Below are 25752 nucleotides of genomic sequence, written 5' to 3' on the forward strand. Positions count from 1 at the left end.
TCCGACCTCCCGCGGAGCGGGTACGAGGGACTGCGTCCCTCGCTATGGCGGCGGCATAGCCGCCGTGGTGGGGGCGGTGCCCCCAACAACGGAAAGCTAGGGTGCTGCGCACCCTAGCCCCCATGCTGCGCCATGGGGTGGGCGCTCTGCTGCGCGACGCACCCCGCGTCGGGTGGCACGGTGCTGCCTGTAGGTTTAGCGGGCGTCAGGTCGCTTGTAATGCCGGTGAATTGGCTAGCAAGAAGAGGGGGGTGGGTGGTGCTGGCGAGCCGAAACTGACCGGCCGTCAGAATTGACCTTGCCGGGGCTGACGCTCTGTCAAGTTGCATTCGCTTGTCGATTTGGATGATTTCGGGGACTCGCTAGGTACCCCCTTGAGTGATCACGAGTGTGGTCTGGCGGACCTGGCACCAACTAGGTACCATCGGAAGATGCCATCACTGAACGTGTCCTTCTCTGATGAGGAAATGGAAGGCGTCCGTGCCGCCGCCTCTGCGGAGGGCAAGAGCCTGAAGCAGTACCTGCATGATCTCGGCGTGCGCGAGATGCATCGCAAGCGGTTCGTCGTCGGCGCCGCCGCCTGGGCTGACAAGCTTCGCGAGGAGTTCGACGAGGCGTTCCCCGAGGAGGTCCCGCCCTCTCAGCGTGGCGACGGCGGGGTTGCGGCTGCCTGATGGTTCTGTACATCGATGTCTCCTGGCTGCTCGACGTCCAGGAGGCTGCCCTCGGGCATGAAGACGTGTCCGTGAGTGACTACTCGGCGCTGGTGGCTACCGTGGCGCGGCACAAGACCCGGATGCCAACGCTCGAGACGTCTGATCCGGATGCCGCCTGGCGTGCGGCTGCACTTCTGCACACGATTGTTCGGCTTGAGCCACTTCCACACCGTAATGCCCTGTTTGCTGCTTTTGTGGCGGCTCAGTACATGGATCAGTCCGGCGAGGGTATCGACCCGCCCTACGGTGCTCTGTCTGATCTTGTCCGCAAGGTTCGGGACACCCGTCTGACGGTCTACGCCGTCTCCGAGGCCCTGCGGTCCTGGAAGGTCTGAGGTCGGGGCGGTGGCTATGCCCGCCGAGTAGCCACCCCGGCTCCGACCGGCGACGGCCCGCTGATCACGTGCGGTCGAGGACCGCGACAGGTCACGATCGGCGGTGCTCGCGCCAGGAGCGGCACAGCGCGCTGAACTCTTCCTGACTCTCGGTCAGGAGGTCCTGGGGGCGCTGCAGGTGGCAGTCGAGGATGTGCACGCCGTCCTGGAAGGGTTCGAAGCCGATGGTGGACCAGAGGCGGCCGAGCTTGGCGGCCGCCTCGTGGTGCTGGTCGCCGGTCATCTTGCGGCCGTCGGCCGATCCCGGCTCGCATGCAACGGCGGTGCAACCCTGGGAGAGGCGGCGGATGGCCGCACCGGCCAGGACGGGGCCCAGGCCGAATCCGCGCCATGCGGGCTCGAGGACGACCCGGTCCATGACCAGCAGGTCGCCGACGGGGTGCGCGAGCGCTTCCTCGAAATCGCGGGCGAATTCGCTTCGTCCGATGTCCAGCACGGTCTCGCCGATGCAGGAGACGTCCCCGGTGTAGGCGTCCATGGCCTCGAAGGGATCGTCGGGGCCGAACATGCGCACCCGCACGAACGACATGCGGCCGACCGCCACGTCTGTGATGGCGTCCAGCGTTTCCTGGTCGGCGTCGCCGTGGGCGGCCATGTCCTCGGCCAGCATGTCCGCGTCGATCCGCGCGCTCACCGTCCAGACCTCCAGCGTGTCGTCGAACTCGAATGCCTGGAGGGGGTGTTCGTGGCGGTAGGCGAGGCTGATCAGAGACGGGTCGGCCGGCAGCCGGGACAGATCAGTGGAGGCAGTCGTCACCGCCCCAACGTGTGGAGGCAGTCGTCACCGCCCCAACGTAGTGGCTGCCGCTGCTCCCGTGCAGGCCAACCCGGGCAGTGCCTGGCTCCCGGGGGTCGAGGGCACCCGCATGTGGGCCAGCCAGGTGAATGCCTGGTTCCGGAAGAACCGCGCCGGCGCTGCGGGGCGTCATGCGATGCGTGGAAGCGATCAACGAGGTACACGTGTCCCAACCGGGCCTGGTCGTCGTCGACATCGCGGCCGACGACGACCGGACCGCCTTCGCCTCCAGGCAGTCCTCGCCTCGATGTGGGCGACCACCGCAGTGGAACGCACGCCCCGGGATGTCGGGCAGCCAGGAGTACGACTGCGCTGCTATCTGGACATACGCCAGCGCCCCGGCACGTGAACCAGGGGTCTGCAGCGGTGTGGCCGGGTCATCCCCGGTTGGGGCAGTCGTGCCCGCCCACGATTCCGTCCTCCGCTATGACGGGCAGGGCCAGAAGAGGACGGGGACGCCGTCGACTTGGCCTGTGAGGAAGGCTGTGTGCCACTCCCGCCAAGGGGGATCGCAGGTTTATGGCGCGGCAGAGTGCCAGGTCAACGCCCCCCACACCTGACCATCTGTGATCTGCATCACATTGGTGTCGGTATTTCTCTACCCTCTACGTCTAAGAGGGTGAAGACGTCTCTGGCGTCCTACCGGGGCCCGCCGTCGCCGCTTTGGGAAGAGCCGAAGGCGGCGGGCCCGAAAAGTCTTCTCCTGCGCGAAGGATGTGCCGTCGGCCACCCCAGCGGGTGTGTCTGCAGGCGGCTTTGGAACGCCTCACCGGTTCTGACCTGCGGTCCTCAAATTTGCATGTTGCGGGGCCAGTTGACCTGGCCTGTCTCGACACTGCCGCTGAAACCGGGGCAGAGTGTTCCCATCAGTCGATACGGGGCTCAACGGCTCTTCCCGAACTTGGCGAGCCCCCAAAACGTAGGTAGGCGCTATGAGTTCACGATCTCTGCCGCGTGTCGCCCGGGCGGCCGCGTGTGTGGAAGATCCCCGGCCGTGGCGGCGCCACGGCCGCCGCACGATCTCGATCACGATCATTGTGGTCGGGATCGTGCGGCTGGTGCGCGGCGACGTGCCGTTTCAGGACCCGCTGGAGAGCGCGCTGGTCGCCGCGATCGGCCTCCTGGCGCTGGACACCATCGACGAGGCGGTGCGCGCCCTCGTGCACATGCTGCGACGGATGGTGCCGGAGCGGGTGGTGCTGGAGCGGAAGAACGGCAAGCGCCGGCTGGCGTTCGGCTGGTAGTCATGCCTGCCGGTGAGCGTGTCACCGGTGCCCCGGACGCGCAGGCGTCCGGGGCACCGGCCCTACCTTCGGATGGCGAGCCGTCGCCGTCCCCGCGTGCGACGGCGTCCTCGCCGTCCGTCTGCCCGGCCAAGGCGATGAAGGAAATGCTGGACGCGGAGCCGCAGCTGTGCCGCTTCCTCACCCTCAAGTACGGATTCGGCGAGCACACCGCGCAAGACGTGGCGGCCGAGGCCCGCGCACGATGGCTGCGGGCGCTGCGGAAGGGGGCCGAGGCCCCTGCGCATCCCCGCAGCTACCTGTACGTCCTCGCCCGCAACGCCGCCGTCGACCATCTGCGCAAGGCCAGCAACAGGCGCGAGGTGCCGACGGACATCGCCGAGTGGAGCGTGCTGGAGTCGGAGCTGGGCCACGAGCGGTCGGCCGAGGACGTAGTCACCGGCACCCTGAACGAGGAGCTCCTGGCGAAGGTGCACAGTCTGCCCATCCGCCAGCGCGAGGTGATCGAACTCCTGTACCTCCAGGATCTGACGGTCTCGGAGACGGCCATGCGGCTGTCCATCAGCTCCGAGACGACTCGGCGGTACCACCTCCGCGCCCTGGAGACGCTGCGCAACATGTACGTTCATGCGCCCCGCAGGCCGCAGGCAAGCCCTGAGGCAGGGACCTGATGATCGACAGTCTGCGCACCCTCATCCCGGTCTCCCTCGCCGGCTCTGTCCTGGGCACCGTCTCAGTCACCGCGCACGTCTCGTTCGGCACCCGCAAGGAGCTGGACGGCTTCAAGCCGTTCTTCAAGGAACAGCAGGCCTCGGCGCGCGAGCAGCTCGCGGCCTCGCTCGCTGGGATGAACTGCCGCGCGGCCGACGCCCGGCGTGGCCGGTGGGGCAAGGAGAAGGACGAGCTGCGCCGCCAGGGCCGGCTCATCGACAGTCTCAACGCGCTGGTGACCGGCGGCCTGTGTCAGGTAATCGAGGAGCGGGGCTGGAACCGGGAGTGGGGCGCGTTTCCGTACCAGGCCATGGCCCGGGGCCGCTCTCCCGGATCGCCCGGCGGCGGCTGGGAGGAGCCGGTCGCCGTCCGGTTGCCCGCCGACCTCGTCAACACCGTGTACGCCGCGTGCTGGCACACGTCCAAGGAGGCCAGGGAGCAGCTGGAGAAGTGGCGCGCGCGCCATCCCAAGGCACACCCCACCCGGCCCTCACGCCCCGGGTGCGACCCCGACGCCCTCGCCGAGTACCAGGAGCTCCTGGCAGAGATCAATTACAGAGGGGATGTCTGGCGCGATGCCGTAGTCCGCGGGATCGACATCGCCCGCGCCGCCCGGAGTCCGACGCCAAAAACAGGGTGAGGCCGAAGAGGTTCAAACAGGTCGGTGGCCTCCTGCGCGGTCGCGTGCGGGAGGCCCCCCGGGCCCCGCGTCGTAGCGTCGTCGCCCCTGTTCAGCGGGCCTGGGCGCGCGCGGTGTAGTGCTCCTGTAGTCGGCGCAGCATGGTGTGGCAGTACTCGGCCAGCGGCCGGTGCTGGTCTTCGTCGATGACGAGGGCGACGGTGTGGATGCCGTCGGCCCCCTCTATGGCCGCGCGGGGCTGGGAGGCCCTCAGGTTGGGCCAGTAGCGGCCGTGTGCGAACCCGGATGCCGCGCGCCAGGCGGCGCACACCTTGACCGCGGTGAGGCCCGCGGCGGGCGCGGCGGCGAGCAGGATCTGGTTCGTCTTGGGTGCGGTCAGCGGGGCCAGGCCGAGGCCGTCGGCGATGGCGCGGATCTCGGCCCGGCGCTGCGCACCGGTCATGCCTGCCCCCGACGGGAGGTGCCCGGTGTCCTGTTCGTGCTGGTGGCGGTTGCGCATGTCCTCGTCCCACAGTGACAGCGCGCGGCGCCGCCGTTCGGGCCGGCCGGAGCCGTCGAGGAGCCACAGGCCGGTGGCGAAGTTCTCCAGGGCGCCGCGTAGCAGGGTCCAGGGGCTGGTGGGGTCGATCTCACCGGCCACCGCCAGGCGGCGCAGGGCGTCGGCGTGGGCCAGGCCTGCGGTGTAGGAGGTGTGGATCAGGTGCGCGGCCGCGTACGGGCCCAGCGGGGCGTCGTCGGCGGCCAGACTGCTCGCCGGGGCCGGGGCGGGCAGCTGCCGGTAGGCGCCGTCTGCGCGGGCCTGCTCGATCTCGTGGAAAAGAGGCAGGAGATAGGCGCCGTTGAAGGCCTGCGTGCTCATGCCCGGCCACGGTAGAACGCAAGACCAGGAGGAGGTAGCGGTTTTGCCTGCCGTCCCCGGTCGGGGTGTACCACCGGTGGCTGCGCGCTGTCGGTGACAGCTCCTTGTCACCGTCTTTCCCTTTCCAGAGTTCGTGAGGGTAGTGCGCTGACCTGGTATTTCACGGGAACTGGCGTGCGTGCGTTGATCGTTGGCTACACTGCCCGCTCAAGTGCGGGGTGTACCCCGCTCTTTCACGCCGGGTAGTCCCTCTTCCTCGCCCGCTCCGCTGAGAGCCGCGAGCGTGGACTTCTCCTCATCCTCCGCATCTCCCGAAGGCCCTGTTGCCCGCATCGGCAACGGGGCCTTCGGCATGTCTGCAGACCCTCCAGGGAGAACTGTCATGCCCCGTGCCCACTTCACCGACCCCGACCTGCAGGCCGTCTACGACTGCCTCGTTCCTGCCGCGGCCCGCGCTACCGCCGACACCGCCGAGGCCATCGCCGCCCGCGAGGGCCTGGACCTGGCAGCCGAGCTGGCCGCGGTACGCCGGCGCACGGCTCGCACAGCCGTGCCGCAGCGGCGCACGGACCGCGAGGCCCGCCGCACGGACGGGCGTTCGCTGGAGTCCTACGCCTTCACCATGCTCAGCCGCCAGGCCCCGCACCTGCGCGCGGCCCAGCTGCACCCCCGGGCGCGGGCCTGGGCGCAGCTGGGGCTGTGGCCCGAGGAGATGCAGGCGTGGATCGGCGCTGTCGGTGTGGAGGCCGCCATCGTCCGGGACTGCCACACGGCCGGGATCGCCCTGTCCGCGATGGACGTCGTCCTGGACGGCGTCCGCGTGAAGCAGCGCCTGCGCGGCGGCGAGCCCGCCTTCTCGGTTGCTGCCCGTGCCGCGAGCAGCGGCCGTTCTCTGTCCGCGTGATCCCGCCCGGCGGCGATGGTCTCCGTCTCCCAGTGCTCAGCCGCCGGGCGGTGCACATGCATGCGGCCGATCTGCGGGCGCGAGCCTGGGCGCAGGTGGGATGTGGCCGGCGAGATGGCGCCCTGCGAGCGATGGATGCGGTCCTCGACGGCGTACGCGTCAGCCGGGTGAGGAGCGGGCGTTCAGACGGCCGCGCGGCGCAGTGCGTCCGTCAGAGACTTCCCGTTGGTGGTGACTGGGGCGAGACCGAAGAGCTCGTCAAGGCTGTCACTGTAGTGGGCGCCGGGCTGGTTCCATCATGCTCCCCTATTGGCCGGGAAGGTGCGGGGTCCGGGCCGGGCCGGGCCCTTGTTGGTGCCGGGGGGCTTGTGCCGGTTGGGTACGTCGGGCAACAGCCGCCGTGAACTGCGCTGTGCGCTGCTGTGAGTCGGCGATCATGCGCTCGAGGACCTCCTCCTGCCGTCGGGAGAGCGTCGGTGGGGCGGGTGGGTACAGGCCGGTTATCGCGTTGTCGAGGCCCACGCGGGCGATCGGCCAACCGGCGGCCTGGGCGCGGTGGATCAGGCGGGTGCAGAGGCTGTCCTCGGCGAGGCCGATCGTGCGGTATCGGTCGGTGATCTGCTCGATCTGCCGGTGGTGGGCTGGATAGAAGCGCACGGTGTCCGGAGTGCCCGAGGGTCGGTGCTCAAGGCTGTCGGTGACGAGGTTGCCGGCCGACCGTTCCACGAGGGTGGGCAGGGATGCGGCCAGGAAGCGGCCCGCTGTGGACATCCGGTACAGGGCGTGGAGCAGCCGCTCTTCTCCCCTGGCGTCTGCAAGGAGTGCGTCTCGCGGCTGGCGTGCCCGGCTGCTGGTCCCTTCGTGCGGCTGCCAGGCTGGGCCGTACAGCAGGCGCCCGGTGCGCAGTGCCATGGTGGCTGCGATCTGGCAGGCGGGATGGGTGGCTTTGGGCTGGGGAAGCGGGGACGCCTGCCCGCGGCGTCGTGCGAGATAGCTGTGCGGGGGCAGCAGCGGGTGCGCGCTTGGGTCGGTGAGGTCGACGACGTGGTGCCAGGCCTCGGCGGACCGGTGCCAGGCCCGCCCTGCGGTGCCAAGGTCCGCGTTCAGTTTGGTGGTGGCATCGTCCCGGAGTGCGTGCGCGAGCAGCTGGGCCGAAAGGAGCCGGGTCATGGCCAGGGAGCGGGCGAGTTGGGGTAGGTCGGTGCCGGTCGGAGGCTCGGTGGATGTGCGGGAGGCTTCGAAGCCCGCGCGCAGGAGTTGCTCGCTGGCGTCTTCGAGGTGGGTGATGGAGTCAGCGGGGGTTTCTTCTGGGGTGTGGGGGGTGGGGAGGAGAGTGCCCGCAGCGGGCAGTGCTCCCGTCTCTTCGGCCGCAGCATGCGCGCCTGCGCGGCCCAGCACGGTGGCTTGTTCGAGGGCGCGGCGGACGTCCTGCAGCAACTCGTCCAGCCAGGACGGCGTCTCGTTGCCTCCGGCCAACTCCGCGAAAAGGCGGCTCATTTCCCATGTCACATCGGTGACTCGCCGGGCCAGATAGTGCTGGGCTCCGGCCCGGGCGAGCAGCAGCGCGTAAGGAGTGATCAGCTGCCGATCGGGGCCGCGGTGCGTGTGCAGCAGGTCGCGGCTGGCGGTCAGTGCCTTTTGTGCTTCCCGCAGCGGAGTGGGCGCAGCCGCCGATTGAGCCGGTGCGAGGCGGTCCGCGATGGCCAAGTGAGTGGTCGCCTGGGCAAGGTGGGAGCGCAGGTCTGCGGTGGCTGTTTCCATGATCGTCGGAGGCCCGTTCTCCGTGTCTGCATCCCAGCGTAATTCGCGGGTGTAGACGTCGAGTTGAACGAGTATCTCCAGCGCGTCGGCGAGCAGGGCGGGGGTGTGCGCGCGGCTGAGGGCCAGGGCGCGGGACGCGCGGATGTGGTCTACGGAGATGTCGAACAACTGCCCCAGCTCGGTGCTCACGCCGATTTCCGTGAGAGTGCCGAGAGTGCCTGGTGTGCTGCGGTGGTGTGCACGGCGGCCGTGCGGCGTGCCGTGGGCGTCGCCTGAATACGACTCTCGGCATCGCTGTGGAGCAGGTCGGCGAGGAGGGCGAGGAGTCGGGCGAAGTCGGCAACGGCGGACGTGTCTGCGGGGATGGTCTGGGGCGGGCGGCCGGAGACTGGTGCTGGCAGGTGTCTGCGGGCTTCACGGCAGGCCTGGGATGCCGCCAGGGCCTGGACCGCGTCGGTGTCTTGCTGCCACGTCAGTGTGTCCGCGAGCCGTTCGCCGAGGCTGAGCACGTCCCAGGCGGCAGCGGTTGCCTGCTGCGTGTCATCGCTGGCCAGCTGATTCGCCAGCGCGCCGAGGACAACATCTGCATCAGCCATGCCTGCCAGTCTACGCCCGGCCTTTGCTCCGGCCGGAGGCCAGCGGCACCGGCGAAGGAGGAAACGGGGCGCCGGGTACGGTCCCCGCCTGTGTCATCCAGCTCTTGGAGCTGCGCCGGCAGCACCGGGAGCGGAACGTCTTCTGACGAACCGCCCCCGGCGCGGCGGCGCTACTGACGGGCGGCGGGCGTCGCGAGCCGTTCCACCGCCCGGCACTCGGCGGCCTCCACGTCCAGCCGGCCCGACCGGTTGCCGCCGCGGGCGACGACGGCCGCGCGGACCAGGGCCAGGTAGAAGAGGGCGGGCCCGCACGGGGTCCACTCCTCGGGCTCCTTGCGCAGAATGAAGTCGAGCACGCTGTCGGGGTCGGCCGGGACGAAGTCGAACCGGTCGTGCTCCCACTTGTCCTCGATCCCGCGACTGCGGCGGGCCACGAGGGTGTCGGCCGTCAGGTCCGGCAGCACGGCCCGGTAGAAGGCCGCCCACTGGTGGTTGCGCACGTCGAGCGCGAAGGCGAGCAGCTCCAGCTCGACCTCGTCCTCGTCCTGGACGGCGAGTTCCTCCCGCAGCGCGCGGCGCGCCACGGCGTGCAGGCTGATGGGGGAGCCGTCCTCGGGGACGTCGTGGATGGCGGCGAGCCCCTCGTTGACCGAGGAGTTCCAGCGCACCTTGTTGTGGCCCTCGACCTGAACGCTGCGCCGCGCGAAGACCATCTTCCGGTCGGGTCCCGTCTCCACCGCCACGTTGACGCCGAAGCTGCAGGACAGGAACGCGGGCGCGGTCACCGGGTCGGCGTTCTCCAGGTACTGGGAGCGCAGGGTGGCGGACTCCCCCTCGCGCAGCGGCTCGTCGAGGTTCACGGACGTGGCGATGAAGTCGTAGTAGTCCGCGTCGCACAGACTCATCCGCACCATGGGCTCTTCGGTCTCGTCGCTCCGCGAGGTGATGATGCTCTCGACGGCGAAACGAGGGTTGTTCCAGGCATACGGCTCACCCGCCGCCTGCCGGCGCTGCATCTCCGCCTCGATGTCCTCCCGCCACCGCTGGACCTCGACGGGGAGTTCCACGCGGCGGAGCCCCGGTTCGTAAATGATCTGCACATTCTCCTTCGGGATCGGGCGGGTGCCGTCTCCCTCGAAGATGTGACAGTCCGTGACCAAATTCCCGATGGCCATGCGGTCGCGCGATTCCACGAATTCTCCCCCATGTCGAGTAGCGTGACGACCAGGCGCAGCGGCCGGGTGGAGCGGTAGTAGGTGACGATGTCCGGCAGCGTTTCCGGGACCGGACCGTCGGTGGTCAGACGCCCGGTGGCCGGGCGGACCGCGGCCGGGTGCAAGGCATAGAGGCCCGCGGGCACCTCGCCAGGAAATTGGTAGTCCCGGGTGTCCGAGGTGGCCCCGGTGGTCTCTTCCCGGTCGTCAGGCGCCGCGTGGCAGAGGTTCGAGCACCCATTTCCCTGCGTACGGGGGCCGGTGAGGTGCCACAGGGCCGGATCGCGCAGCCGCGGGCAGGGAGGCCAGCGCAGTGTGCAGCTGCCCGAACTCCTCCGTGGTGTTCGGAGCGGCCAGGCGCAGACCGGGCACGCAGCCGCGGGGGGCGGCAGTGAACAGGCGAGCCGAGATGCCGTGCATGTGCAGGTGCTCCAGGACCGGGGAGGGGTTGGACAGGTGAACGAACCGATAGTGGATGCCAGATGGGACAACTGCGGCGCCGAAGCAGTCGGTCAGCATCTGTTCCAGCCTGCCGCCGTCGTCGTTGATCTGTGCGAGATGGGTCTGCAGCCATGTGCCGTCCTCCAGGGCAGCAGTGGCCAGGACGATGTCCAGCAAGGACAGGGGCCAGGAGAGCAGTTCGCGGCCGACGGCCTGGTGCAGGCGGCTGTGCCGGGTCCACAGCATCCCGGCTCGGGACGCGGTGATCCCAAACGCTTTGCCCGTGGATTGCAGCACGACCAGGTTCGTGGCCTCGGCTCCGGCCAGGCTCAGGCCCTCCCCCTGGAATGCGATGTACTCCTCGTCCACGATCAGCACGCTGTACGGATGCTGTGCGCATGCCTCGAGCAGCTGCTCGCGCGGGATGTAGTGGCCCAGCGGATTGCTGGGGTTGGACAGGATGACGTAGTCGTGGCTGTCCAGGGCGCGGTGCACCCGGTCGAGGCGGGCCGTGGGGGTGTCCTGGGCGGGGGTGTCGGGGTGCTCGAAGTGGGCGTAGGAGAAGATCCGCATCGTCTCGGTGTACTCGGGGGTGACGACGGCGACACGGCACAGTCGTAGCAGGCGGCCGAGGATCACGAGGAATTCCGTCACGCCGCGGCCGGCGAGCATGTGCCGCTCGTCCACGCCCAGCCAGGTCGCGAACGCCTGAAGGTAGCGGCGCTCGGCCCGGTACGGCGGCTGCGGCGCCTCGTACGGAGGCGGCATCAGTCGGTCGGGGTGTTTGTCGAGGAAGTCGTGGAGGGCGCTGATCGCGGTGGGCGGCGGGCCGAGCCGGTTGGTGCACAGGCTCAGGTCGAGGCTGATCAGGCCGTCCGGCAGGTGTGTGAGGTCACCGCCCTGTGCCGTGCTGGGGTCGCGTGGCGGCCGGGGCTGGTCCTTCAGGTGGAGGCTGTCAGCGATGCCGTCCATATCACTCCATATTGAGACTTGTAGCCGTGCTGTCCGGGATCGGAGGTGGTCCGGCCCAGGTCGAGGGTCCGGTGACCGGTAGCCGCGAGGTCGGCGGTGAGGTAGCGCAGCAGGGCGTGCCCCGGAGCAAGACTCCGGTACGCCGGGTCCATGGCCGGGAGGAGCGAGTACGCCCGGGTGCCTCGGCGCAGGCACAGTTGTGCGGCGATCATGTGCCCGTCCACGGCCAGGGTGGCGATGAAAGCGCCCGGTCCGCACCGCTCAAGCACGGTGTGCCATGCCGCATCGTCTTCTGCGTCGGGTTCCTGCTGGGGCCACTCCAGGCGGTGGAGACGGAGCAGACCGGGATAGGTCTCCAGGAGGTCTGTGGGGCTGTGCGTACGGCGATAGAGGACTCGGTGGGCGCTGCTGAGGTCGTCCCAGGTCCGTTGGCGGCGCCGGTGCTCGCGTCGTGTGGAGCGGGAGAGAGCGGTGTAGTCGACGGGGAGTGCGACCGTGGCATAAGGGGTTTCCGTGAGGTGCCCCGTCCACTGCGCCCGCAGGTGCCGGCCCAGCATGCTGTCGGCTGGGATGTCCGGGAGGACGACCTCGGTGCCGTGCTCGCCATGCGCCGTCAGGTGCCTGATCAACGCCGCCACGACAGATGGGTCTTCGGCACCCGGGCCAACCGGACGGATGATCTCAGCGGTCGGTGCGGACAGAGGGCGCAGCCGCAGGATACGGCCGTCGGCAACGTCCCGTGCCATGGCCATGGCTGCAACCGTGTCCGGGCCCTCCTGGGCGACAATGACGACAGGTTCCGTACAGGTGGGCTGGCGCACGGCCCAGCCTCCCAGCCAGGCCCGGGACTGGTACGGCGTGGCCTGGTCGTCTCCGGCATAGAGGGCGGGCCAGTGCTCGTCGAGGTAGGCCAGCGCGGACGAGCCGCCGAGGCACCGCACCTGTACCTGGGAGCGGCGGGGAAGTCTGCCGCTGGGCAGGTTCGTCAGTGAAGCGGTGATCACTGCGTGGGTCATGCTGGCTCCGTCGACGAGAGGGGTCGGCGGGCGTAAGTTTTTCGGCCATCACGGTGCGCAGGGGGATGTGGCTGGGATCTGCCCCGCCTGCTCCCTTCTGGCGGGCAGCTTTCACAGGGGCCGCCCGTCTGACGGGCAACCCGTCCCAGCAGCGAAGGCCGTGTGGGCTGTTGCTGGCCTCGCTCTTCAGCAAGCCGCGAGTCGGCTGCCGGGCTAGGAGGCAGCGGCAGCCGGATACGGCGACGGCGAGTCGCCGCAGGCTCCGTGGACAAGCGCAAGGGCCCGGGTGACCGGGCCCTTCCTGCTTCGTAGCGGGGACAGGATTTGAACCTGCGACCTCTGGGTTATGAGCCCAGCGAGCTACCGAGCTGCTCCACCCCGCGTCGTCGGTGCAGCCACCCTACACGCACCCATGGGGAAGGCATCGACGAGGCGCACCTGGTGGACTCGCTGTGCGCGTTCTGGGCCAGCCCTCGTACAGGATCCGGTTGGACCACCATGTCTGGTACACCGCGGCCGCGCTCGGCCCGCAGCCGACGAGCCTGCAGGCCCGGCTCCGGTCGATCGCCTTCACTCGACCTCTTTCCAGGACCGATCCCGATCTGGCCCTGCGGGTCGTGCAGGAAGAAGGCCCGGGCGTCCTTCAGTGGATGCTCAAGGGAACCCGCCGCTACCTGGACCGCCACCAGCCCACCGGTCCCGCCCCTCTCGCGGCGCTGCCCGCTCCGGGTCACACCGACTGCGTCAGCCGGTTCCTGGCGGAGCGCTGCGTGCCGGACGCCGCCGGCCTCGTGCGCCAGGACCTGCTCCACGCCGCGTACATCGACTGGTGCGAGCACAACGGTCTGAAGCCGCTGAGCGTACGGGAGGCGGCCTTGCGTGTCCTGGATTCCCTGGAAGCCCGCCACGTGATCAAAAGCGGTGGGTACCGGTGCTTCCCGGGATTGGCTCTGCGCAGTTCCAGCATCGTGTAGCGCAGAGGTACTTGTGCGGTGCCGTCGCTGATCCTGCGCGGGCTGCCGTCTCTGACGCGCGTGTATCTCGTCGGGGTGGCCGTGTTCTCAGCGGGTGGCGGTCAGCTGGTCGGTGTTCAGTGTGATGCCGTCCCAGAATCCGGCACGCAGGTCCACCCTGTCGTCTTCGGTGATCTCCAGCATCGCGTTGCCGATCATTCCGAAGCGGGCTGCGTAGCGCAGGAGTTCACCGTCGAGGGAGCGGGGGATGCGGGGGTTGGCCTCGGCAAGTGCGTCGATGAGTTGTGCGGCTTGGTCGTGTGGCAGTCGCTGGGTCCAGCGGGTGGCGAAGGTTCGGCCCACTTCCCTGGGTTCGCCGGTGACCTGGGTCATGTCGTGCTCTCGGTCTGCCCACTCCTGTTCGGGGGTGGTCAGGTCACGCAGGAGCGGGAACCCTGCGTCGGGGTCGACCCAGCCGGTGTCCGAGGACCAGCGCAAGGCGGCGGCCGGTGCGGGGCGTTGGGCCAGGGTGCTCGGTGTGGGGATTCGGGGTGGTGTCGGGAGGGGACGCTCGGGCTCGCCGCCCGTCTCGCCGCCCGTCTCGGCGTGCTCGAGCGCGGGCGGGGCTGGTACTTGCGCCTCCTGCTCCGCCGCGGACGGCTCGGCGGCTTTGATGGCCTGGGTCAGCCAGGCGCGGTTCAGCAGGTGCCGCTCGTCGGCTTCCGCCACCAGGTCCTCGGACTGGTTGTACTCGCCGTCGGCGGCCTGGACGGCCCATAGGTGGATGGCGACGCCGTGGTCTTTGGCCGCCATCACTCCGGGTAGGAGGTCTCCGTCGCCGGTGATCAGCACGATGTCGGAGCAGGCGTGGTTGCGGGCGAGCTCGGTCAGCTGGGCGTGCATGGCCGCGTCCACGCCCTTTTGCTGGAATCGTCCCTCGATGCGGGTGAGCAGGCCCAGGCGCACGGTGACCCGGGGCATCACCCGTAGCCGCCGGTGTTCAGGCTGGGGTACCCGATCGGGAGCCCCGTCGAACCAGTAGATGCGCAGGAGCGGCTGCCCGGTGTCGGCCTCGGCGCGCTGGCGTATCTGGTGGATCAGCTGCCCGTGGTCGACGGACAGGCGCGACCGTGTCGCGTCGCCCGTCAGCAAAGTCGCAGCCGCGCCGAGCAGATATCCGGCGTCCACCAGGACGGTGCATCGGTCCACGTGCTCCCCCTCGACCGTGAGCAGTCCCTACTCAGTCGGTAGTCCATCACATGCCGCTTTCGCGGACTTGCCGTTTACGAAGCCCCCCTGACTGCCCCTAGGCGGCGGGGCTGCCCGCTTCCGGTCCTGCGGGCGAGGGGATCCCCCGCACCGGACGTGTCGCGGCGGTGAGGGCCGGCGGCAGGGGCTCGCGCTGGGGCGGGTCGGGTATCTCGTGCAGGAGGTAGACCTGCCATTGCCACCCGGTGGTCTCGGTGTGCCGGGCGGTCACGACCCGGTCGTTGCCGTCCGCGCACTTGTGGCGGGCCGTCTGAACGGCCCGGGCCAGGTCGATCAGGAACTGCGGCGGGAGGTCCTTGGGCCGTGACGGAGGGCTGAGCGGGTCCCAGACGGTGTCGGTCCCGTTGACCAGCATGGCCGAGAAGCCCAGCTGGAAGATCTCGTCGGCCTTGTCCGCGCGGAGCAGACGCGCGGCGCCGTCCCCGTCCCGGTGACCGTCCGTGTAGATCCAGACTGTGCCAGGCGTCACGGGCTCTCCTCTGAGTGAGTAGGGGGATCGTGCGGGTGGGACGGCCGTCATGCAGCGCAGTCCGCGATGAATGCCTTCTTGGAAGGCAGCAGTGGTGCTCCTGCGGGGCCTTTGATGTAGGGGCCGCGCCAGCGGATCTCATTTACCTGGCGGCTGGGGTACCACTGGCGGACCTTGTGCATGCGAACCGGCCAGCGGTGGTGATAGCGGTGCTGGCCCTCGGAACCCGGTTCCCCGGCGGAGGCGGAGAACCGTGCTGCCAGTTGCAGTACTCGCACCTCGGGGACCTCGGGGGTGGCCGGGCCAACCCCGTCGCGCTGCTGGGCCTGGTCAGGGGAGGCAGGCGTCCGGTCGACGATGGTGCCTTGGGCGGTCAGCCGCCAGAAGGCGAACATGTAGCGCGTGGCGAAGTCGTCCTGGGAATCGTCGACGCGGCCGCCGTCCCAGGTTCCGATATCCGAGGGATCGGCGGGGGTCGCGACCGCGTTGAGGGCGTCGTGCAAGGTGTGCCGCATCTCGGCGAACTGGGCACGTTCGGCTTCGTCAGCCTTCACCATCGGGCCGTCGAGAGGCAGAGAGTACAAGCCGTCGGGGAGTAGGCGCGGGAATGGCATCTTCTGGGCCCGTGCTTGCGCCAGCATCGCCGTCCAGCCGTCTGGCTGGATGGGGCCGTCACGGTCGATGAGCGGGACGATCTGCACGCCGGGGTGCTCAGCCGTGGGCTGGGTTTGGTGCTGGGTGATGGGTTGCCAGCCGAAGGCGACGATGTCGGACAGGGAACCACCCCGGTTGACGGTCACCACGGGTTCGGGAAGAACCAGCAGGCCGCACAGAGCGGTGAAGTCCCGGTCCCGCTGCAGCGTGTTCACATCGGCGGGTTCGAGAGTGGAGGCTGCTGCCATCACGGCGGCATGCGACTCTGGCGACAGGACGATCACCTCGGCCTGCTCCAGGAGCTGGGTGACCTGCGCGATATTCCACGCGCCTGCCTCGTGCGGTGTGGCGGGCCACGGCGGCCGGTATCCGGACTTGCCCAGCATCATGGAGCAGGCTCGGTCCCACGCCGCTTCCTTGCTGGGCGCGCCCATGGACAGTAGGGAGAAGAGTTCTCTCAGGCGGCCCTGGAAACCGAGTGCCTGCCAGGCCTGCACCCGCGGGTTGCCGGGGAGCAGCCGGAGCGCTTCTTCGCGCATCCGGTGTGCTGCCGCGGCGGCCTTGGACGCCGTCCAACGAGCCGCGTTGTCCCGACTGCGCTGCCTCTTGCCCCTGCTCGCCTTTCCCACCGTCAACTCCCCTGTGGCTGCTGGCGCGCCTTCGTGCACCTGGCGAAGGAATCTCACGATCGCGAAGAGGGCGGACGGCGGAGAATGCCAGGCCCGTGGGGCGGGCAGCTACCTGCGGCTTTCCCACCCGGCGGGCAAGCTGGGGCAGTGACGTGCCCGCCCAGTGGTCGGCCTGTGGGCTGATCTTCTTTGGTTGTTGCCGGAGGCTGTGTCCCTTGTGTCCCTGCCCGCCCGCCGGGGAGGCCTGCGGCGCGTTGCCGTTGCCTGTGTCCCTGTGTGTCCCTCCGCCTGGTCGCCGTCGCCCCGCTCCACGGAGCCACAGTGTCGTCGACGGGCTTGGCGTCCTTTGCGGGACCGGCCCCTGCCTACGCCTGCCTGCCCGTGCCGGGCTGGGTGGGGTGGGCCTGGAGATGCTGCTGGCGCAGCAGCGCCTCGGCCGACGGGGCCTGGGGCGGGCGGGACAGCGGGGGCGCGGCCGGGGGCGGTCTCAGACGGACGAGGACGCCGAGCGGGCCGAGGCGGCCGGGGTCGCCGCCGGCCATCCGTTCGGCTTGCTCTGCTCTGCGTACGGCGTCCTCTGCGGCGCGTTCGTGCGGGGTCAGCTGGGCACGGCGTTCCAGCTCTCCGGAGATCGGGTGGAGCTGCTGCTGGGCGTGCTGGGTGCTCTGCCGGGCCGCCATGGCCTGCAGGAGGCTGGAGGTGACCTCGGCGCGCCAGGAGCTGAGCTGCTGGTCGGAGAGCCGGGTCATCGAGGGACTGTGGGCCATGCGGTTCAGTGCGGCCTGCGCGTCCTGGTAGGTGATCGGCAGGTGGCCGGAGGCGATCGCCGTATCGCGGCGCATCGGGTTGGACTCGGATGCCAGGCGGTCGGCCCAGGTCAGGATGGCGGTGCGCAGTTCCACGGCCTGGGCGGGGGTGTAGCCGTAGGCGGCGAAGGCATCGTCGGGTACCTGGGCCACCTGGGCGAGCGCCTGGTAGAGGTCCTGCTGGAGTTCGCTTTCCGGGCGGCCTTGGTGCTGGGCGAGGCCGGTGACGTACATGCCGATGTAGCGGTCGGCGTTGGCCTGGCCCATGTGCGTCTGGAGCAGCGCCAGGTCCAGGAAGTCCTTGGCGCCCAGGCGGCTTTGCAGCGCTTCGAGCTTGCTGTAGAGGCAGTCGCCGATCGCGGTCACCGGCATCCCGTCGCGGTCGACCGGCTTCAGGTACCGGATGACGCAGACCATCTGGAGGTTGACCGTGCCGTGGTCGGGGTGGCTGACCGCCATCTCGCCGTTCTGCGCGGCCGCCACGCCGTCGGTCACTCCCCAGGTGGCGGCCTGCTCGACGTGGTAGCCGGCCGCCCGCAACGCCTGGGTAACGTCGTGGCGGACGGTGTCGGCGTCGTCCAGGAGCTGGTTGACGAACAGGTCCACGTCGTCGGAGTCCCGGGCGCCGGCGACGCCGTGCACCTGCATGGCCAGGCTGCCTGCCAGGCTGTAGCCGCGGCTGCCGCATGCGGCGAGTGCCACGCGGGCGACTTCAAGTTGCTGTTCGTTCCTCACGGGCTGGGGGTGTGACGCAGCTCGGGGAAGCGGTCCTCCCAGGTCCTCAGGAGGGCGGGCGGGCCGATTCTGTGCGGCCACATCTGCTGCAGGAGTTCCCGGTTGAGGAGCTGGCGCTGCTGCTCGGTGGTGCCGATGAGCAGCAGCCTGCGGTAGAGCTGGAGGCGCTGCCAGGCGCTGTCGAGATCGGCGTGGCCGGACAGCTCGCGGTCTGCGAGGCGGGCGGGGACCTCCACGGGGCCGCTGGAGGGGCCCTGTAGGTCGTCGAGGGAGGCCACCACCTCAAAGCCCTGGGAGGCGAGCCAGCCCCCGGCGTCCGGTGAGGTCATCGCTGCGCCGATATCGGGAGCCAGGCGCCCCTGGCCCACCGCCCGGCGCACGCCTTCGTGCTGCATGGCCCGGGTCCGCGCGGCCCCTTCGAAGTCCGGGACGGGAAACTCCATGTCCATTGGCATCGCCGCGTTCTCCTTCTGCTCTGCTCGTCTGCTGGGAGCGGATGCTGGGCATCCTGCCGGTCATGGCGCACCGGCCGCGCTCTGCCAGCGCGCCGCTTGGGGCGCGTACCGGTGGGCGGTACCCCGGTGTGGGGCCTTCCCGCAGGGCGGGATGCGCCCGGTGCACCACCCTGGCGGGAGCCGTGTCTTGCGGAGCCCACCGTCGGGCGCCGCTCGTCGACGCCTCCCGCCCGGCGGGCGCTGAAGCAGCGCGTCTGGCTGGGTCTACAGCTGGGAGACCAGCCTGGACGCGTAACGGTGCATCGCGCAGCGGCGCGTAGGCTGCTGTGGCGGGGCCGATCTGGCCCTGCCTACCGTATGGGGGTCCGATGCGCGTACCCAGTGCTGAGGTCTGCCGGGGGCGGACGGCTTATGGGCCGCGCCTGGTCCGTGTGGTGGACACCCGGGTGTGGCGGACGGACGGTTTCCTGCAGGAGGCGCCTCTTCTGTGCCCGGATGGGCGCGCGGGGCGGACCTACCGCCTGTCGCTGTCCTATCCTCGCGTGCTGGTCACCGAGGTGTGCGGGCTCCTGGCCCTGTACGTCCGTGACGCGGGGCATGTGGAGCTGCTTCGGCAGGCCGAGGTGCCCGCGCTGCCTGCCGGGCGGGAGGAGGCCGAGGCGGCGGTGCTGGACTGGCAGCGCCGTCTTCATGGCCCGGTCGGGGAGCCGGTGAGGGTCACCGACCCGGCGGGCCGGTCGGGCGGCTTGGTCTTGCAGCCGCTGGGGCTCGCACTGGCGCTGGGGGTGGTCAGCCCGTGGCGGCTGCGGCCGGCTCGTCTCTGAACTCAAGGCGCCCGCGGGATACGGCGGTTGCCCCGGCGCGAGCTGCTCGAAGTCCGGGAGTGTTCCCGGGAAGTGTGTCCCTGGGCGTCCCTGTGTCCCTGGGCGGCGCGGTGGTCCGGTGTTCAGCTCGCCTTGGCTCGGGTCCGGCAGGTGGCTGTCCGGGCGCCGGTGGCCGCTTCCAATTCGGCTGCGGCCTGGGCGTTCTTCAGCAGGTGGCGCCAGGAGGTGACGTTGGGGCGGCTGCGCAGCAGGGCCCGGTGTTCCCGCTGCGTCATCCCTTCTTGCCCGCCAGTTGATTGAGCAGGCTGAGCCAGTTCACTTCACGCCATCACCACTGCTGGCTTGTGAAGAGCTAGCCTTCTTTTCCTTTAGATTCTGCTCCAGCTGTAGCCATAGAGCTCGGGTCAGCCAAATCGACGGCCGCCGAATCTGCACGCCGTTCCCCAAGTCCACGATTGCAATGTCTATGAAGAAGTGATGATATAGGCCTGCAAGATTCAGGAGTGCCCACCTGCTGGGTCGCTTGTTGAGCATGTTGAAAGCAAGTCTCATCGGGGTCAGGTTCACATCGGCCCAGCCCTGAACTCCCCGTTCGAGCTTATAGGTTCCGTCGATTTCGGATCCCCCATCCAATTTTCCGAAAATACCATCGCCGCTTTCTAGGTCCTCCGCGCGGATGTCAAGGGCGCCGAAGATGCTGAAAATAGTGAGTCGGCGGACCTGCACACCGGACAGTCCTGCGTTGTTCAGGCGGACTGACAGCAGGTGTCTATGGTCTCCCCCAGTGGGGTCGAGCTTTACTGAAACGCGCATCTTCACTCTTGGCCCGGCGCGTCGATAAGTTGACAGGGCGACAGCCAGGGAAGTTAGTGAAATTAGCGCTGCTGTGATACTAACCCAGACGCTAGGCGTCATGTCCTTTTCTATCCTGTTCGGTAATGGCTACGCCCCTGAACTGCTCTTCTTTACAGGGTGCAGGTGCTTTTGACCTCGTGCCAGCTATCGAGAGCGTCTATTAGGCCGCGTGAGGGACCATGGCGATGCGCGACGCAGTGAGGCCGCCGACGTACGTCGCCGTTACAGCGTCCCGTCGCACGGTGCTGGCCGGCCCGTCGAGCGGGCTGCGGCCGGTGGGAGCTGTCCGTTGGGCGCGCCGGGCGCGGATCGCTGCCCGTAGGGCGGGGCGGGTGATGCCGGACTGCGGTCGTCGCCCTACGGTCGCGGCCATGTCAGATGACGATCTGAGCACCAGTGCGCTTCACCAACGGATCATCGATACCGGCCACTTCGGCCGTGGGGACGTGGTCCATGCCATCGGCTCGCTGCTCGAGGCGCCCAGCACATCAGCCGTCCGCTGATGCTGTACCGGGTCCCGGGGCGGATGGGGTGGCATCTCACGGGGAACAAGCCCACGTACTGGAGGCAGAGTAGCCGCCTGGCCAGGCCAAAGTTCGCGCTCCGGCCCGGTGTCTGATCCATCTGGAGAACTGCCCGCCGTGCGCGAAGTTCGAGGGCCGGCTGCGGGAGGAGATCATCTCTGCCGACTTCGGGGAGGCCGAACCGCACGAGGTGATGCTGATCGCGCGGACGGAAGACGGTCAGCTCGTGCACACCGGGGCGGCGCGGCCGGGCGGCGCCGCCCCGTGCTTGGGTCACGCGGTGGGGGTCTGCTCCAGGCTCCCGGTCGCGGGGCCGCCGAGGAACTGCTGCCTCAGCTCCTCCATGGTGACCTCGGTGGCCGGGGACGGGGCCGTGGCTGTCTCGCCCTTGCCCAGCCGGACGACGAGGTCGAACTTCTTGACCTTGGCGTTCTCGGCCAGCTTGGCGAGGTTGACGGTGACCTCCGTCAACTGGCCGTTCTTCAGGGCGAAGTCGGCGGTCGCCTTCTCGTCGGGCACGTCCTTGAGGTCCTTGGCCGAGGGCAGCGCGGCGCCCGGGGGGAGATCCTTGGCGAACGGGCGGATCTCGTCGACGAGTTCGGTGAGCAGGGTCTTCAGCGAGGCGGTGGCGGTGATGTGGTCGGCGCCGCCTCGCTCGCCGGTGTCCTTCAGAGCGACCTCACGGGCCAGCACGGTGCGCAGCGCCTCGGTGAGCTTGCGCTGGGTGCTGGCGTCGGGGCTGGGGGCGGCGCTGGCGCCGGTGCCCGTGTCGTCCTTGAGGTCAGCCGTGGAGACCTTGATCCACTGTCCGCTGAGGAGGGCCTTGAGGGCGGTGGCGGTCTCGGGCAGGTCCTCGGCGGCCGGCAGGGGGCTGCCGGTCTTCGCGGCGATCGCCTTCGCGTCTGCGCGCAGGTAAGCGTAGTCGCCGGCGATGCGGTACTCGATCAGGTCCGTGTCGGCGCTGGAGAACTTCACGGCCGTGCCGATGAGGTCCTTCTCCCCCGAGTCCTTCAGCGGCTTCTTCGACTGCACGGACAGCGAGACGCGGGCGTCGGCGAGCAGCTGGGCGGCCTCGGTGGGCATCGGGGTGCCGGGGTCGGCCTTGGTGTCCAGGGCCTTGAGCGTGGCGGCGTCGGTGTCCAGGTCGAGTTCCATGGAGAGCGAGCGCTGCTCGCCGAGCTTGTCGACGGCCCGGTCGATCTTCTGTGCCGCGGAGAGCTTCTCGGTGGTCCCGCAGGCTGCGGCCCCGGTCAGGATGGCGCCGACCAGGGCTGTGGCGGTGAGGGTCTTGCGTATGGCGGGAATGACGGTCTCCTCCGGGATACTGCCCCGCGCCGATCGCGTGCGGGCGGCCTCGGTCTCCACCGTGCCTATTGCCGTCCGGACGCAGCCAGCCCTCACTGCGGCGGACCCGGCGGCCTCCCGCCGCGCGGGCTGCCGAGTGCGCCGCTTCCCGCCGCGCGGGCGCCTGGGGCTGTTGTCGTCCCGCTGCAGCCGGCGCCGGCGGCGGGCGTGCCTCAATCCCAGTCGCTTGGGTCCGCTTGGTCGCTGCCCGGTGGGGGCCGGAGTGGGTCAGGCCGAACGCAGCGGGATAACGGTGCGTTCTCCGGTGGCCTTCTCGCCCAGGCGGAAGATGGGGCTGTTGGAGATCCGTTCGACCTCTTCGAGCCAGCCGTCCTTGGCGAGTTCTCCACGCACCCGGCTGAACAGGGTGGGTGTCATGCCGAGCTCACCGGCCAGGTTGGTGGCGGTCTGCTTGACGGCGCCGCTGAAGTCCTTGGGCATGACGGCGTAGAGCTGCATGATGAGCCGCTGGTTGGGTTTGAGGCCCTTGGTGCGCCGCAGAACTTCGCGCGCTACCGGGTCACCGCTGGTCGTCACTGATCCCCCTTTACAAACCTGGGCCGCTGCAGGTCCCGGAGTCCCGGAATGTCCGGCGGGTTGTAGGCCCGGATCGCCTCACGCTGCTCCGCGGAGGACAGTTGGCTCGCGAAGTACGGGCTGACCTTGTAGAACCGCTGACGGCCGAACTCGTCGGCGAGGAAGAGGAGCCGTCGGCTGACCAGTTTGCGGACGATGCGGCCCAGGGCGTCGGGGGACGTCCCCGTCCGTTTGGCGATGTACGCGGTGGTCTTCATTACCGGCTCCCCGGGGCAGGGCGTGGCGCCGACGAACCACATGAAGATGCGGAACTCGCGGTCGGTCAGCCCTCCGTCCTCTTTGGGGACGGCTGCCAGTGCTTCCAGGCGTTCGTTGTCGACCGTGCTGTAGCCGCTGATGTAGCCGAAGCGCGTGCGCGGTTCCGGGCCGTGGGCGCCGTTCTCCCCCGGTTGCTGCGCAGAGCGCGCCATACCGTCTCTCCGGTCGTCGTGCTACATGAACCATGAGTACATGCACACCCTAACGCGAGTCCGGATCCCTGAACTCCCACAACATGTACTCATAGTTCATGCTTGCCGCTCCGGAGAGCCGGATATCCAGACTCCAGGAGCGGGATAACGCGGTTGCAGGAGCGGCATAACACGGCTCCGGAAGCGGCATATCCGATCTTGGGAGCGGTATCGGTCAGCGAAAACGGCAGGTCAGCCGGGGTGAGAGCGTGTCTCTCTCTGCATGCTGTACAGCAGCTGCGGGCCGTGGGCGCTGATCCGTCAATCCGCTCAGCATTTCGATCACGCGCCCCGGCGCGTCGCGCGTGTCGGCCGGCTTCGCCCATCCCCAGCGGTGTGATGCCTCGGCCGACGAACGTCAGCTCCGGCGGCGCCGCGGGGACGCGGCGGCGTGCGGAGGTACGGAGCCGGGCGGCCGGCCACGGCCGAGCGGCGGCCCCCTTCCCGGTATCAGCCACGCCTCCATGTCTTTGTCCGTCAGGGCCTGTGCCACCCGGGACGCAGCTCCGCTGGTGCCGTCCACGACCCGCACCCGACCACGGCGCCGCACGCGAAGCCTGCTCAGCCACCGCGCCCCTGCCCACCGGCCCGGCCCCGGGCAAGACGCGCGAGGCCCGGGCTCGGGGCTGTCAGCACAAGAGGTGGCGGCCGTAGGGGACGAGGCGGGGGTCGAGGGGTCTGCTGCAGACCTCGCATTGCGGTTTGGCTGGCTTGGGCGCCGGCCGTGTCCTTGCAGCGGGCGCCGGGCGGCGCCGGGGGACAGACTGACCCGGCAGGCGCGGTGTCAGGCGGTGCGGTCGGCCTTGGCGAGCGAAGCGCTCCAGCGCAGCTCGGCCTGCTTCGTTGGCGCGCTGCCGGGCAAGCGCCTGGACCTTGCGGTGGTCCTCGCGCAGCATCTCTCGCAGTGCACGGGGCAGCGAGGCCCCGCGCGGGTCAAGGCCGAGGGCGTTTAGCGCGAAGATGACCTTCTCCGTGGCCTCCAGCGCGCAGGGCGGGTGGTGTCGGGCGAAGGGCGCGAGGTCGGACAGCTGCCACCACTGGTGAGGGCGAACGTGGGGACGGGCGACGAGGATGGTGACCTGGACGGCGGCCGCGTCGAGGAACCACACGGGCAGTCCTTCTGCGAGGACCGCGTGCGGCACTTGCAGGCCGGGCCGCCAGAACCACACGTCGCGGACGTCCTGAGCGGCGTAGTCGTGGTGCCGCGCCTGGAAGTGGGCGTCGGTGAGCAGTTCCTTCTGCACTTCCAGAGCCAGGCGGGTGCCGTCGATGAGGGTGACCAGGACGTCGGCGCGCCGTTCACGCTGTGGTGTCCACTGCTCGATGTGGACGGCCGCGACGGCGGGCTGGGTGCGGGCCCACCGTGCCAAGGTGTGCTTGGAAGTGAGGTGCCACACGCTCTCGGGGTGATGACCCGCGGCGGGGGCCTGGCCCGGTGGGTGGGCGAAGTGCGTACGCACCTGTCCCCCGAGGCGGCCCCGGACCACGAGCGGGATCCGGGTGCCCCGAGGGGCGTCGATACCGCGGTAGCAGTAACAGCAGATGAGGGTGGCGTCACCGTGCGGGTAGCCGCGGGCGCGCCAGTACTGCGCCGGCTGTTCTAAGACGTGGACTTCGCGACCGGTGCACAGGTCGAAGCCGACCACCAGCAGATCCGTGTTGCCGTCCACCCACCCCTCCCCTGGCCTGACCTGTGGCTTGCACCCGACAGCTGCCGAGCATGAGCGGCGCCGGACCGAGCCACGAGAGGTCCTGGCACCGCCGCCTCGTGGCCTCCCGTCCCGCGGTCGGATATCTGCCGTCCTTCCTGCCCGGCGGGCTGCATCGGCCTGCCGTGCCCGGGCGGCGGGCTATGCCCTCTGCAGCAGCGCGCCCTCGTGGCAGCGTGCCCTCATGTCCGAGAACCTCCAGGCCCGCGAAGAGGAGCTTGTCCGGCTCCTGGCGGCCACCCGCCGTGCCGTAGAGGACGGTGCTGGGCAGAAGGAGATCCGGGCGCTGCGGGAGGAGTCCGAGCGCGCCTTCACCCAGTGGACGATTGAGACGTCCCTCTTGCTCCATCAGGCTGTCCATCAGCCTGTCCCCCGTCCCGGGCTCGCCGCCGAATCCGGCCTGCAGGGGCCGCGCACCATCCGAGAGAAGGCTCACGCCGCTCTCCTCATCCTCCAAGCTCCGGCCGGCCCCACCCTGATATCCCGGGTCTACGAGGCCTTCCATGCCGATGCTCTGTCGGCGGACAACATGCGGTCACTGCGCGGTCGCGAGCTCGAGTCTCACCAGGCAACGGAACGCCCCTTCTTTGTTTGCTCGGTACTGAACGCCGATCTGCAGGCGGTAGCGGGCTACCACGCCTCCAGTACGTGGCCGTTAGAGGAGCGGATCGTGACCCCGGACAGTGCACGGCTGTGGCATCTGAAGGCGGTGGCGCACGTTGCGGCGGCGGTGCAGTCGGTGCTCGATTCCGGTCGGGAAGCATCGCCGGCCCAGCTCAAGTTGCTGCGCACGATGGCGGTCTCGGCCAACCTGCCCGCCGTCGACCTCGACCAGGCGAGCGTGGAGTCGATCGAGAAAATGGCGCACCGGTCTATGCGGCCGCTGCTCGCCGAGCACCAGTCCTACAGTGCTGAGGTGGCCAGGCAGGCCGAGTCCCTGCCTGAAGCGGGCCAGCTGTTCGGGAAGGCGGCGGTGCGCCTGACGCATGCCCAGACTGTGGCGTTGTGGGGGCTGACCCGCGAATCGGCCAAGCGTGTGAAAACGATGGACGTCGCGCGGCCGGCACCGGCCGCCGCAGCGCCGTCCCCGGCGAGCGGTCCGGTCATCCCGGCGCAAGCCTCCCCCCAGAACAGCGCGGATTCTTCCTCTCAGCGCGGCCGAGCTGCTGTCAGGTAATCGGTAGCCCGCAGGCCTGCAGCAGGGACACGGCCGCG

28 protein-coding genes, 1 tRNA gene and 1 pseudogene are annotated in these 25752 nt (G+C 69.6%); 11 read left to right on the forward strand and 19 right to left on the reverse strand.

Going from position 1 to position 25752, the window contains the following annotated elements; genetic code table 11:
• Positions 1-431 precede the first annotated feature (431 nt).
• A complete protein-coding gene (locus tag AC07DS_RS44570; RefSeq protein WP_479154444.1) occupies positions 432-674 on the forward strand; it encodes a hypothetical protein in 243 nt (80 codons plus the stop codon).
• Positions 674-1051 carry a toxin Doc gene (locus AC07DS_RS44575; protein ID WP_479154445.1) on the forward strand — a complete coding sequence of 126 codons (378 nt, stop codon included), beginning with the start codon at positions 674-676 and terminating at the stop codon, positions 1049-1051. Before AC07DS_RS44570 ends, AC07DS_RS44575 begins: the two co-directional genes overlap by 1 nt.
• A gap of 91 nt (positions 1052-1142) precedes the next feature.
• Here the strand turns inward: AC07DS_RS44575 and AC07DS_RS44580 are convergent, their stop codons facing one another.
• The gene (locus AC07DS_RS44580; RefSeq protein WP_479154446.1) at positions 1143-1868 is read right to left on the reverse strand and encodes a hypothetical protein; all 726 of its coding nucleotides are present in this window, start codon (positions 1866-1868) and stop codon (positions 1143-1145) included.
• Positions 1869-2038: 170 nt separating this feature from the next.
• Here AC07DS_RS44580 and AC07DS_RS44585 point away from each other — a divergent pair.
• The 4 genes and pseudogenes from AC07DS_RS44585 (at position 2039) to AC07DS_RS44600 (ending at position 4502) form a co-directional block, all read left to right on the forward strand.
• A pseudogene (locus AC07DS_RS44585) lies at positions 2039-2256 on the forward strand (DUF6207 family protein).
• A gap of 583 nt (positions 2257-2839) precedes the next feature.
• A complete protein-coding gene (locus tag AC07DS_RS44590) occupies positions 2840-3151 on the forward strand; it encodes a hypothetical protein (protein WP_479154447.1) in 312 nt (103 codons plus the stop codon).
• Positions 3152-3153: 2 nt separating this feature from the next.
• Positions 3154-3822, forward strand: a complete 669-nt coding sequence (locus tag AC07DS_RS44595) for an RNA polymerase sigma factor (protein WP_479154448.1) — start codon at positions 3154-3156, stop codon at positions 3820-3822.
• Positions 3822-4502, forward strand: a complete 681-nt coding sequence (locus AC07DS_RS44600) for a hypothetical protein (RefSeq protein ID WP_479154449.1) — start codon at positions 3822-3824, stop codon at positions 4500-4502. The genes AC07DS_RS44595 and AC07DS_RS44600 overlap by 1 nt, the downstream gene beginning before the upstream one ends.
• Positions 4503-4593: 91 nt before the next feature.
• Here the strand turns inward: AC07DS_RS44600 and AC07DS_RS44605 are convergent, their stop codons facing one another.
• Positions 4594-5361, reverse strand: a complete 768-nt coding sequence (locus AC07DS_RS44605; protein WP_479154450.1) for a hypothetical protein — start codon at positions 5359-5361, stop codon at positions 4594-4596.
• 382 nt (positions 5362-5743) lie between these two features.
• On the opposite strand from AC07DS_RS44605, the gene AC07DS_RS44610 reads away from it, so the two are divergent.
• Positions 5744-6265, forward strand: coding sequence for a hypothetical protein (locus AC07DS_RS44610; protein WP_479154451.1), 522 nt, complete (start codon positions 5744-5746; stop codon positions 6263-6265).
• Between the two features lie 306 nt (positions 6266-6571).
• Here AC07DS_RS44610 and AC07DS_RS44615 read toward each other — a convergent pair whose 3' ends face one another.
• From AC07DS_RS44615 to AC07DS_RS44640, 6 genes are all read right to left on the reverse strand, one after another.
• Positions 6572-8215, reverse strand: coding sequence for a hypothetical protein (locus AC07DS_RS44615; protein WP_479154452.1), 1644 nt, complete (start codon positions 8213-8215; stop codon positions 6572-6574).
• Complete coding sequence (locus AC07DS_RS44620; RefSeq protein WP_479154453.1) at positions 8212-8622, reverse strand: hypothetical protein; 411 nt, start codon at positions 8620-8622, stop codon at positions 8212-8214. Before AC07DS_RS44620 ends, AC07DS_RS44615 begins: the two co-directional genes overlap by 4 nt.
• Positions 8623-8792: 170 nt before the next feature.
• Positions 8793-9815, reverse strand: coding sequence for a translation initiation factor 2 (locus AC07DS_RS44625; RefSeq protein ID WP_479154454.1), 1023 nt, complete (start codon positions 9813-9815; stop codon positions 8793-8795).
• 228 nt (positions 9816-10043) lie between these two features.
• Complete coding sequence (locus AC07DS_RS44630; protein WP_479154455.1) at positions 10044-11249, reverse strand: aminotransferase class I/II-fold pyridoxal phosphate-dependent enzyme; 1206 nt, start codon at positions 11247-11249, stop codon at positions 10044-10046.
• Complete coding sequence (locus tag AC07DS_RS44635) at positions 11219-12265, reverse strand: GNAT family N-acetyltransferase (protein WP_479154456.1); 1047 nt, start codon at positions 12263-12265, stop codon at positions 11219-11221. Before AC07DS_RS44635 ends, AC07DS_RS44630 begins: the two co-directional genes overlap by 31 nt.
• A gap of 309 nt (positions 12266-12574) precedes the next feature.
• Positions 12575-12648: transfer RNA gene (locus AC07DS_RS44640), tRNA-Met, on the reverse strand.
• Between the two features lie 105 nt (positions 12649-12753).
• Between AC07DS_RS44640 and AC07DS_RS44645 the strand changes: the two genes are divergently transcribed.
• The gene (locus tag AC07DS_RS44645; protein WP_479154457.1) at positions 12754-13239 is read left to right on the forward strand and encodes a primase-like DNA-binding domain-containing protein; all 486 of its coding nucleotides are present in this window, start codon (positions 12754-12756) and stop codon (positions 13237-13239) included.
• Positions 13240-13326: 87 nt separating this feature from the next.
• On the opposite strand, the gene AC07DS_RS44650 is transcribed toward AC07DS_RS44645, so the two are convergent.
• The 5 genes from AC07DS_RS44650 to AC07DS_RS44670 form a co-directional block, all read right to left on the reverse strand.
• Positions 13327-14427, reverse strand: a complete 1101-nt coding sequence (locus AC07DS_RS44650; protein WP_479154458.1) for an NYN domain-containing protein — start codon at positions 14425-14427, stop codon at positions 13327-13329.
• A 97-nt stretch (positions 14428-14524) separates the two neighbouring features.
• Entirely contained in the window at positions 14525-14956 is a 432-nt protein-coding gene (locus tag AC07DS_RS44655; RefSeq protein WP_479154459.1) for a hypothetical protein, read from the reverse strand.
• A gap of 47 nt (positions 14957-15003) precedes the next feature.
• Positions 15004-16149 carry a hypothetical protein gene (locus AC07DS_RS44660; protein WP_479154460.1) on the reverse strand — a complete coding sequence of 382 codons (1146 nt, stop codon included), beginning with the start codon at positions 16147-16149 and terminating at the stop codon, positions 15004-15006.
• 455 nt (positions 16150-16604) lie between these two features.
• A complete protein-coding gene (locus tag AC07DS_RS44665; RefSeq protein ID WP_479154461.1) occupies positions 16605-17747 on the reverse strand; it encodes a hypothetical protein in 1143 nt (380 codons plus the stop codon).
• 29 nt (positions 17748-17776) lie between these two features.
• A complete protein-coding gene (locus tag AC07DS_RS44670; protein ID WP_479154462.1) occupies positions 17777-18235 on the reverse strand; it encodes a hypothetical protein in 459 nt (152 codons plus the stop codon).
• Between the two features lie 368 nt (positions 18236-18603).
• Between AC07DS_RS44670 and AC07DS_RS44675 the strand changes: the two genes are divergently transcribed.
• On the forward strand, positions 18604-19059 hold the full coding sequence (locus tag AC07DS_RS44675; RefSeq protein ID WP_479154463.1) for a hypothetical protein: 456 nt from the start codon (positions 18604-18606) through the stop codon (positions 19057-19059).
• A gap of 122 nt (positions 19060-19181) precedes the next feature.
• On the opposite strand, the gene AC07DS_RS44680 is transcribed toward AC07DS_RS44675, so the two are convergent.
• Positions 19182-19334: a hypothetical protein gene (locus AC07DS_RS44680; protein ID WP_479154464.1), complete on the reverse strand. Its 153-nt coding sequence runs from the start codon at positions 19332-19334 to the stop codon at positions 19182-19184.
• A gap of 40 nt (positions 19335-19374) precedes the next feature.
• Complete coding sequence (locus tag AC07DS_RS44685; protein ID WP_479154465.1) at positions 19375-19974, reverse strand: hypothetical protein; 600 nt, start codon at positions 19972-19974, stop codon at positions 19375-19377.
• A gap of 311 nt (positions 19975-20285) precedes the next feature.
• Between AC07DS_RS44685 and AC07DS_RS44690 the strand changes: the two genes are divergently transcribed.
• Positions 20286-20417, forward strand: a complete 132-nt coding sequence (locus tag AC07DS_RS44690; protein WP_479154466.1) for a hypothetical protein — start codon at positions 20286-20288, stop codon at positions 20415-20417.
• Positions 20418-20711: 294 nt separating this feature from the next.
• Here the strand turns inward: AC07DS_RS44690 and AC07DS_RS44695 are convergent, their stop codons facing one another.
• The 4 genes from AC07DS_RS44695 to AC07DS_RS44710 form a co-directional block, all read right to left on the reverse strand.
• On the reverse strand, positions 20712-21803 hold the full coding sequence (locus AC07DS_RS44695) for a hypothetical protein (protein ID WP_479154467.1): 1092 nt from the start codon (positions 21801-21803) through the stop codon (positions 20712-20714).
• 207 nt (positions 21804-22010) lie between these two features.
• On the reverse strand, positions 22011-22319 hold the full coding sequence (locus tag AC07DS_RS44700; RefSeq protein WP_403826085.1) for a replication initiation protein, RepL2: 309 nt from the start codon (positions 22317-22319) through the stop codon (positions 22011-22013).
• Positions 22316-22789, reverse strand: a complete 474-nt coding sequence (locus AC07DS_RS44705) for a MarR family transcriptional regulator (RefSeq protein WP_479154468.1) — start codon at positions 22787-22789, stop codon at positions 22316-22318. The genes AC07DS_RS44700 and AC07DS_RS44705 overlap by 4 nt, the downstream gene beginning before the upstream one ends.
• Positions 22790-23457: 668 nt before the next feature.
• The gene (locus AC07DS_RS44710) at positions 23458-24498 is read right to left on the reverse strand and encodes a competence protein CoiA family protein (protein ID WP_479154469.1); all 1041 of its coding nucleotides are present in this window, start codon (positions 24496-24498) and stop codon (positions 23458-23460) included.
• A gap of 223 nt (positions 24499-24721) precedes the next feature.
• Between AC07DS_RS44710 and AC07DS_RS44715 the strand changes: the two genes are divergently transcribed.
• On the forward strand, positions 24722-25714 hold the full coding sequence (locus AC07DS_RS44715; protein WP_479154470.1) for a hypothetical protein: 993 nt from the start codon (positions 24722-24724) through the stop codon (positions 25712-25714).
• Positions 25715-25752: the final 38 nt, after the last annotated feature.

The organism is Streptomyces sp. NPDC044064, from assembly GCF_056434245.1.

Coding starts and splice junctions, on each gene's coding strand:
- AC07DS_RS44570 (WP_479154444.1), top strand. CDS start 432: ATGCCATCACTGAACGTGTCCTTCTCTGATGAGGAAATGGAAGGCGTC.
- AC07DS_RS44575 (WP_479154445.1), top strand. CDS start 674: ATGGTTCTGTACATCGATGTCTCCTGGCTGCTCGACGTCCAGGAGGCT.
- AC07DS_RS44590 (WP_479154447.1), top strand. CDS start 2,840: ATGAGTTCACGATCTCTGCCGCGTGTCGCCCGGGCGGCCGCGTGTGTG.
- AC07DS_RS44595 (WP_479154448.1), top strand. CDS start 3,154: ATGCCTGCCGGTGAGCGTGTCACCGGTGCCCCGGACGCGCAGGCGTCC.
- AC07DS_RS44600 (WP_479154449.1), top strand. CDS start 3,822: ATGATCGACAGTCTGCGCACCCTCATCCCGGTCTCCCTCGCCGGCTCT.
- AC07DS_RS44605 (WP_479154450.1), bottom strand. CDS start 5,361: ATGAGCACGCAGGCCTTCAACGGCGCCTATCTCCTGCCTCTTTTCCAC.
- AC07DS_RS44610 (WP_479154451.1), top strand. CDS start 5,744: ATGCCCCGTGCCCACTTCACCGACCCCGACCTGCAGGCCGTCTACGAC.
- AC07DS_RS44620 (WP_479154453.1), bottom strand. CDS start 8,622: ATGGCTGATGCAGATGTTGTCCTCGGCGCGCTGGCGAATCAGCTGGCC.
- AC07DS_RS44630 (WP_479154455.1), bottom strand. CDS start 11,249: ATGGACGGCATCGCTGACAGCCTCCACCTGAAGGACCAGCCCCGGCCG.
- AC07DS_RS44635 (WP_479154456.1), bottom strand. CDS start 12,265: ATGACCCACGCAGTGATCACCGCTTCACTGACGAACCTGCCCAGCGGC.
- AC07DS_RS44660 (WP_479154460.1), bottom strand. CDS start 16,149: ATGCGCGAAGAAGCGCTCCGGCTGCTCCCCGGCAACCCGCGGGTGCAG.
- AC07DS_RS44670 (WP_479154462.1), bottom strand. CDS start 18,235: ATGCCAATGGACATGGAGTTTCCCGTCCCGGACTTCGAAGGGGCCGCG.
- AC07DS_RS44675 (WP_479154463.1), top strand. CDS start 18,604: ATGCGCGTACCCAGTGCTGAGGTCTGCCGGGGGCGGACGGCTTATGGG.
- AC07DS_RS44680 (WP_479154464.1), bottom strand. CDS start 19,334: ATGACGCAGCGGGAACACCGGGCCCTGCTGCGCAGCCGCCCCAACGTC.
- AC07DS_RS44685 (WP_479154465.1), bottom strand. CDS start 19,974: ATGACGCCTAGCGTCTGGGTTAGTATCACAGCAGCGCTAATTTCACTA.
- AC07DS_RS44690 (WP_479154466.1), top strand. CDS start 20,286: ATGTCAGATGACGATCTGAGCACCAGTGCGCTTCACCAACGGATCATC.
- AC07DS_RS44705 (WP_479154468.1), bottom strand. CDS start 22,789: ATGGCGCGCTCTGCGCAGCAACCGGGGGAGAACGGCGCCCACGGCCCG.
- AC07DS_RS44715 (WP_479154470.1), top strand. CDS start 24,722: ATGTCCGAGAACCTCCAGGCCCGCGAAGAGGAGCTTGTCCGGCTCCTG.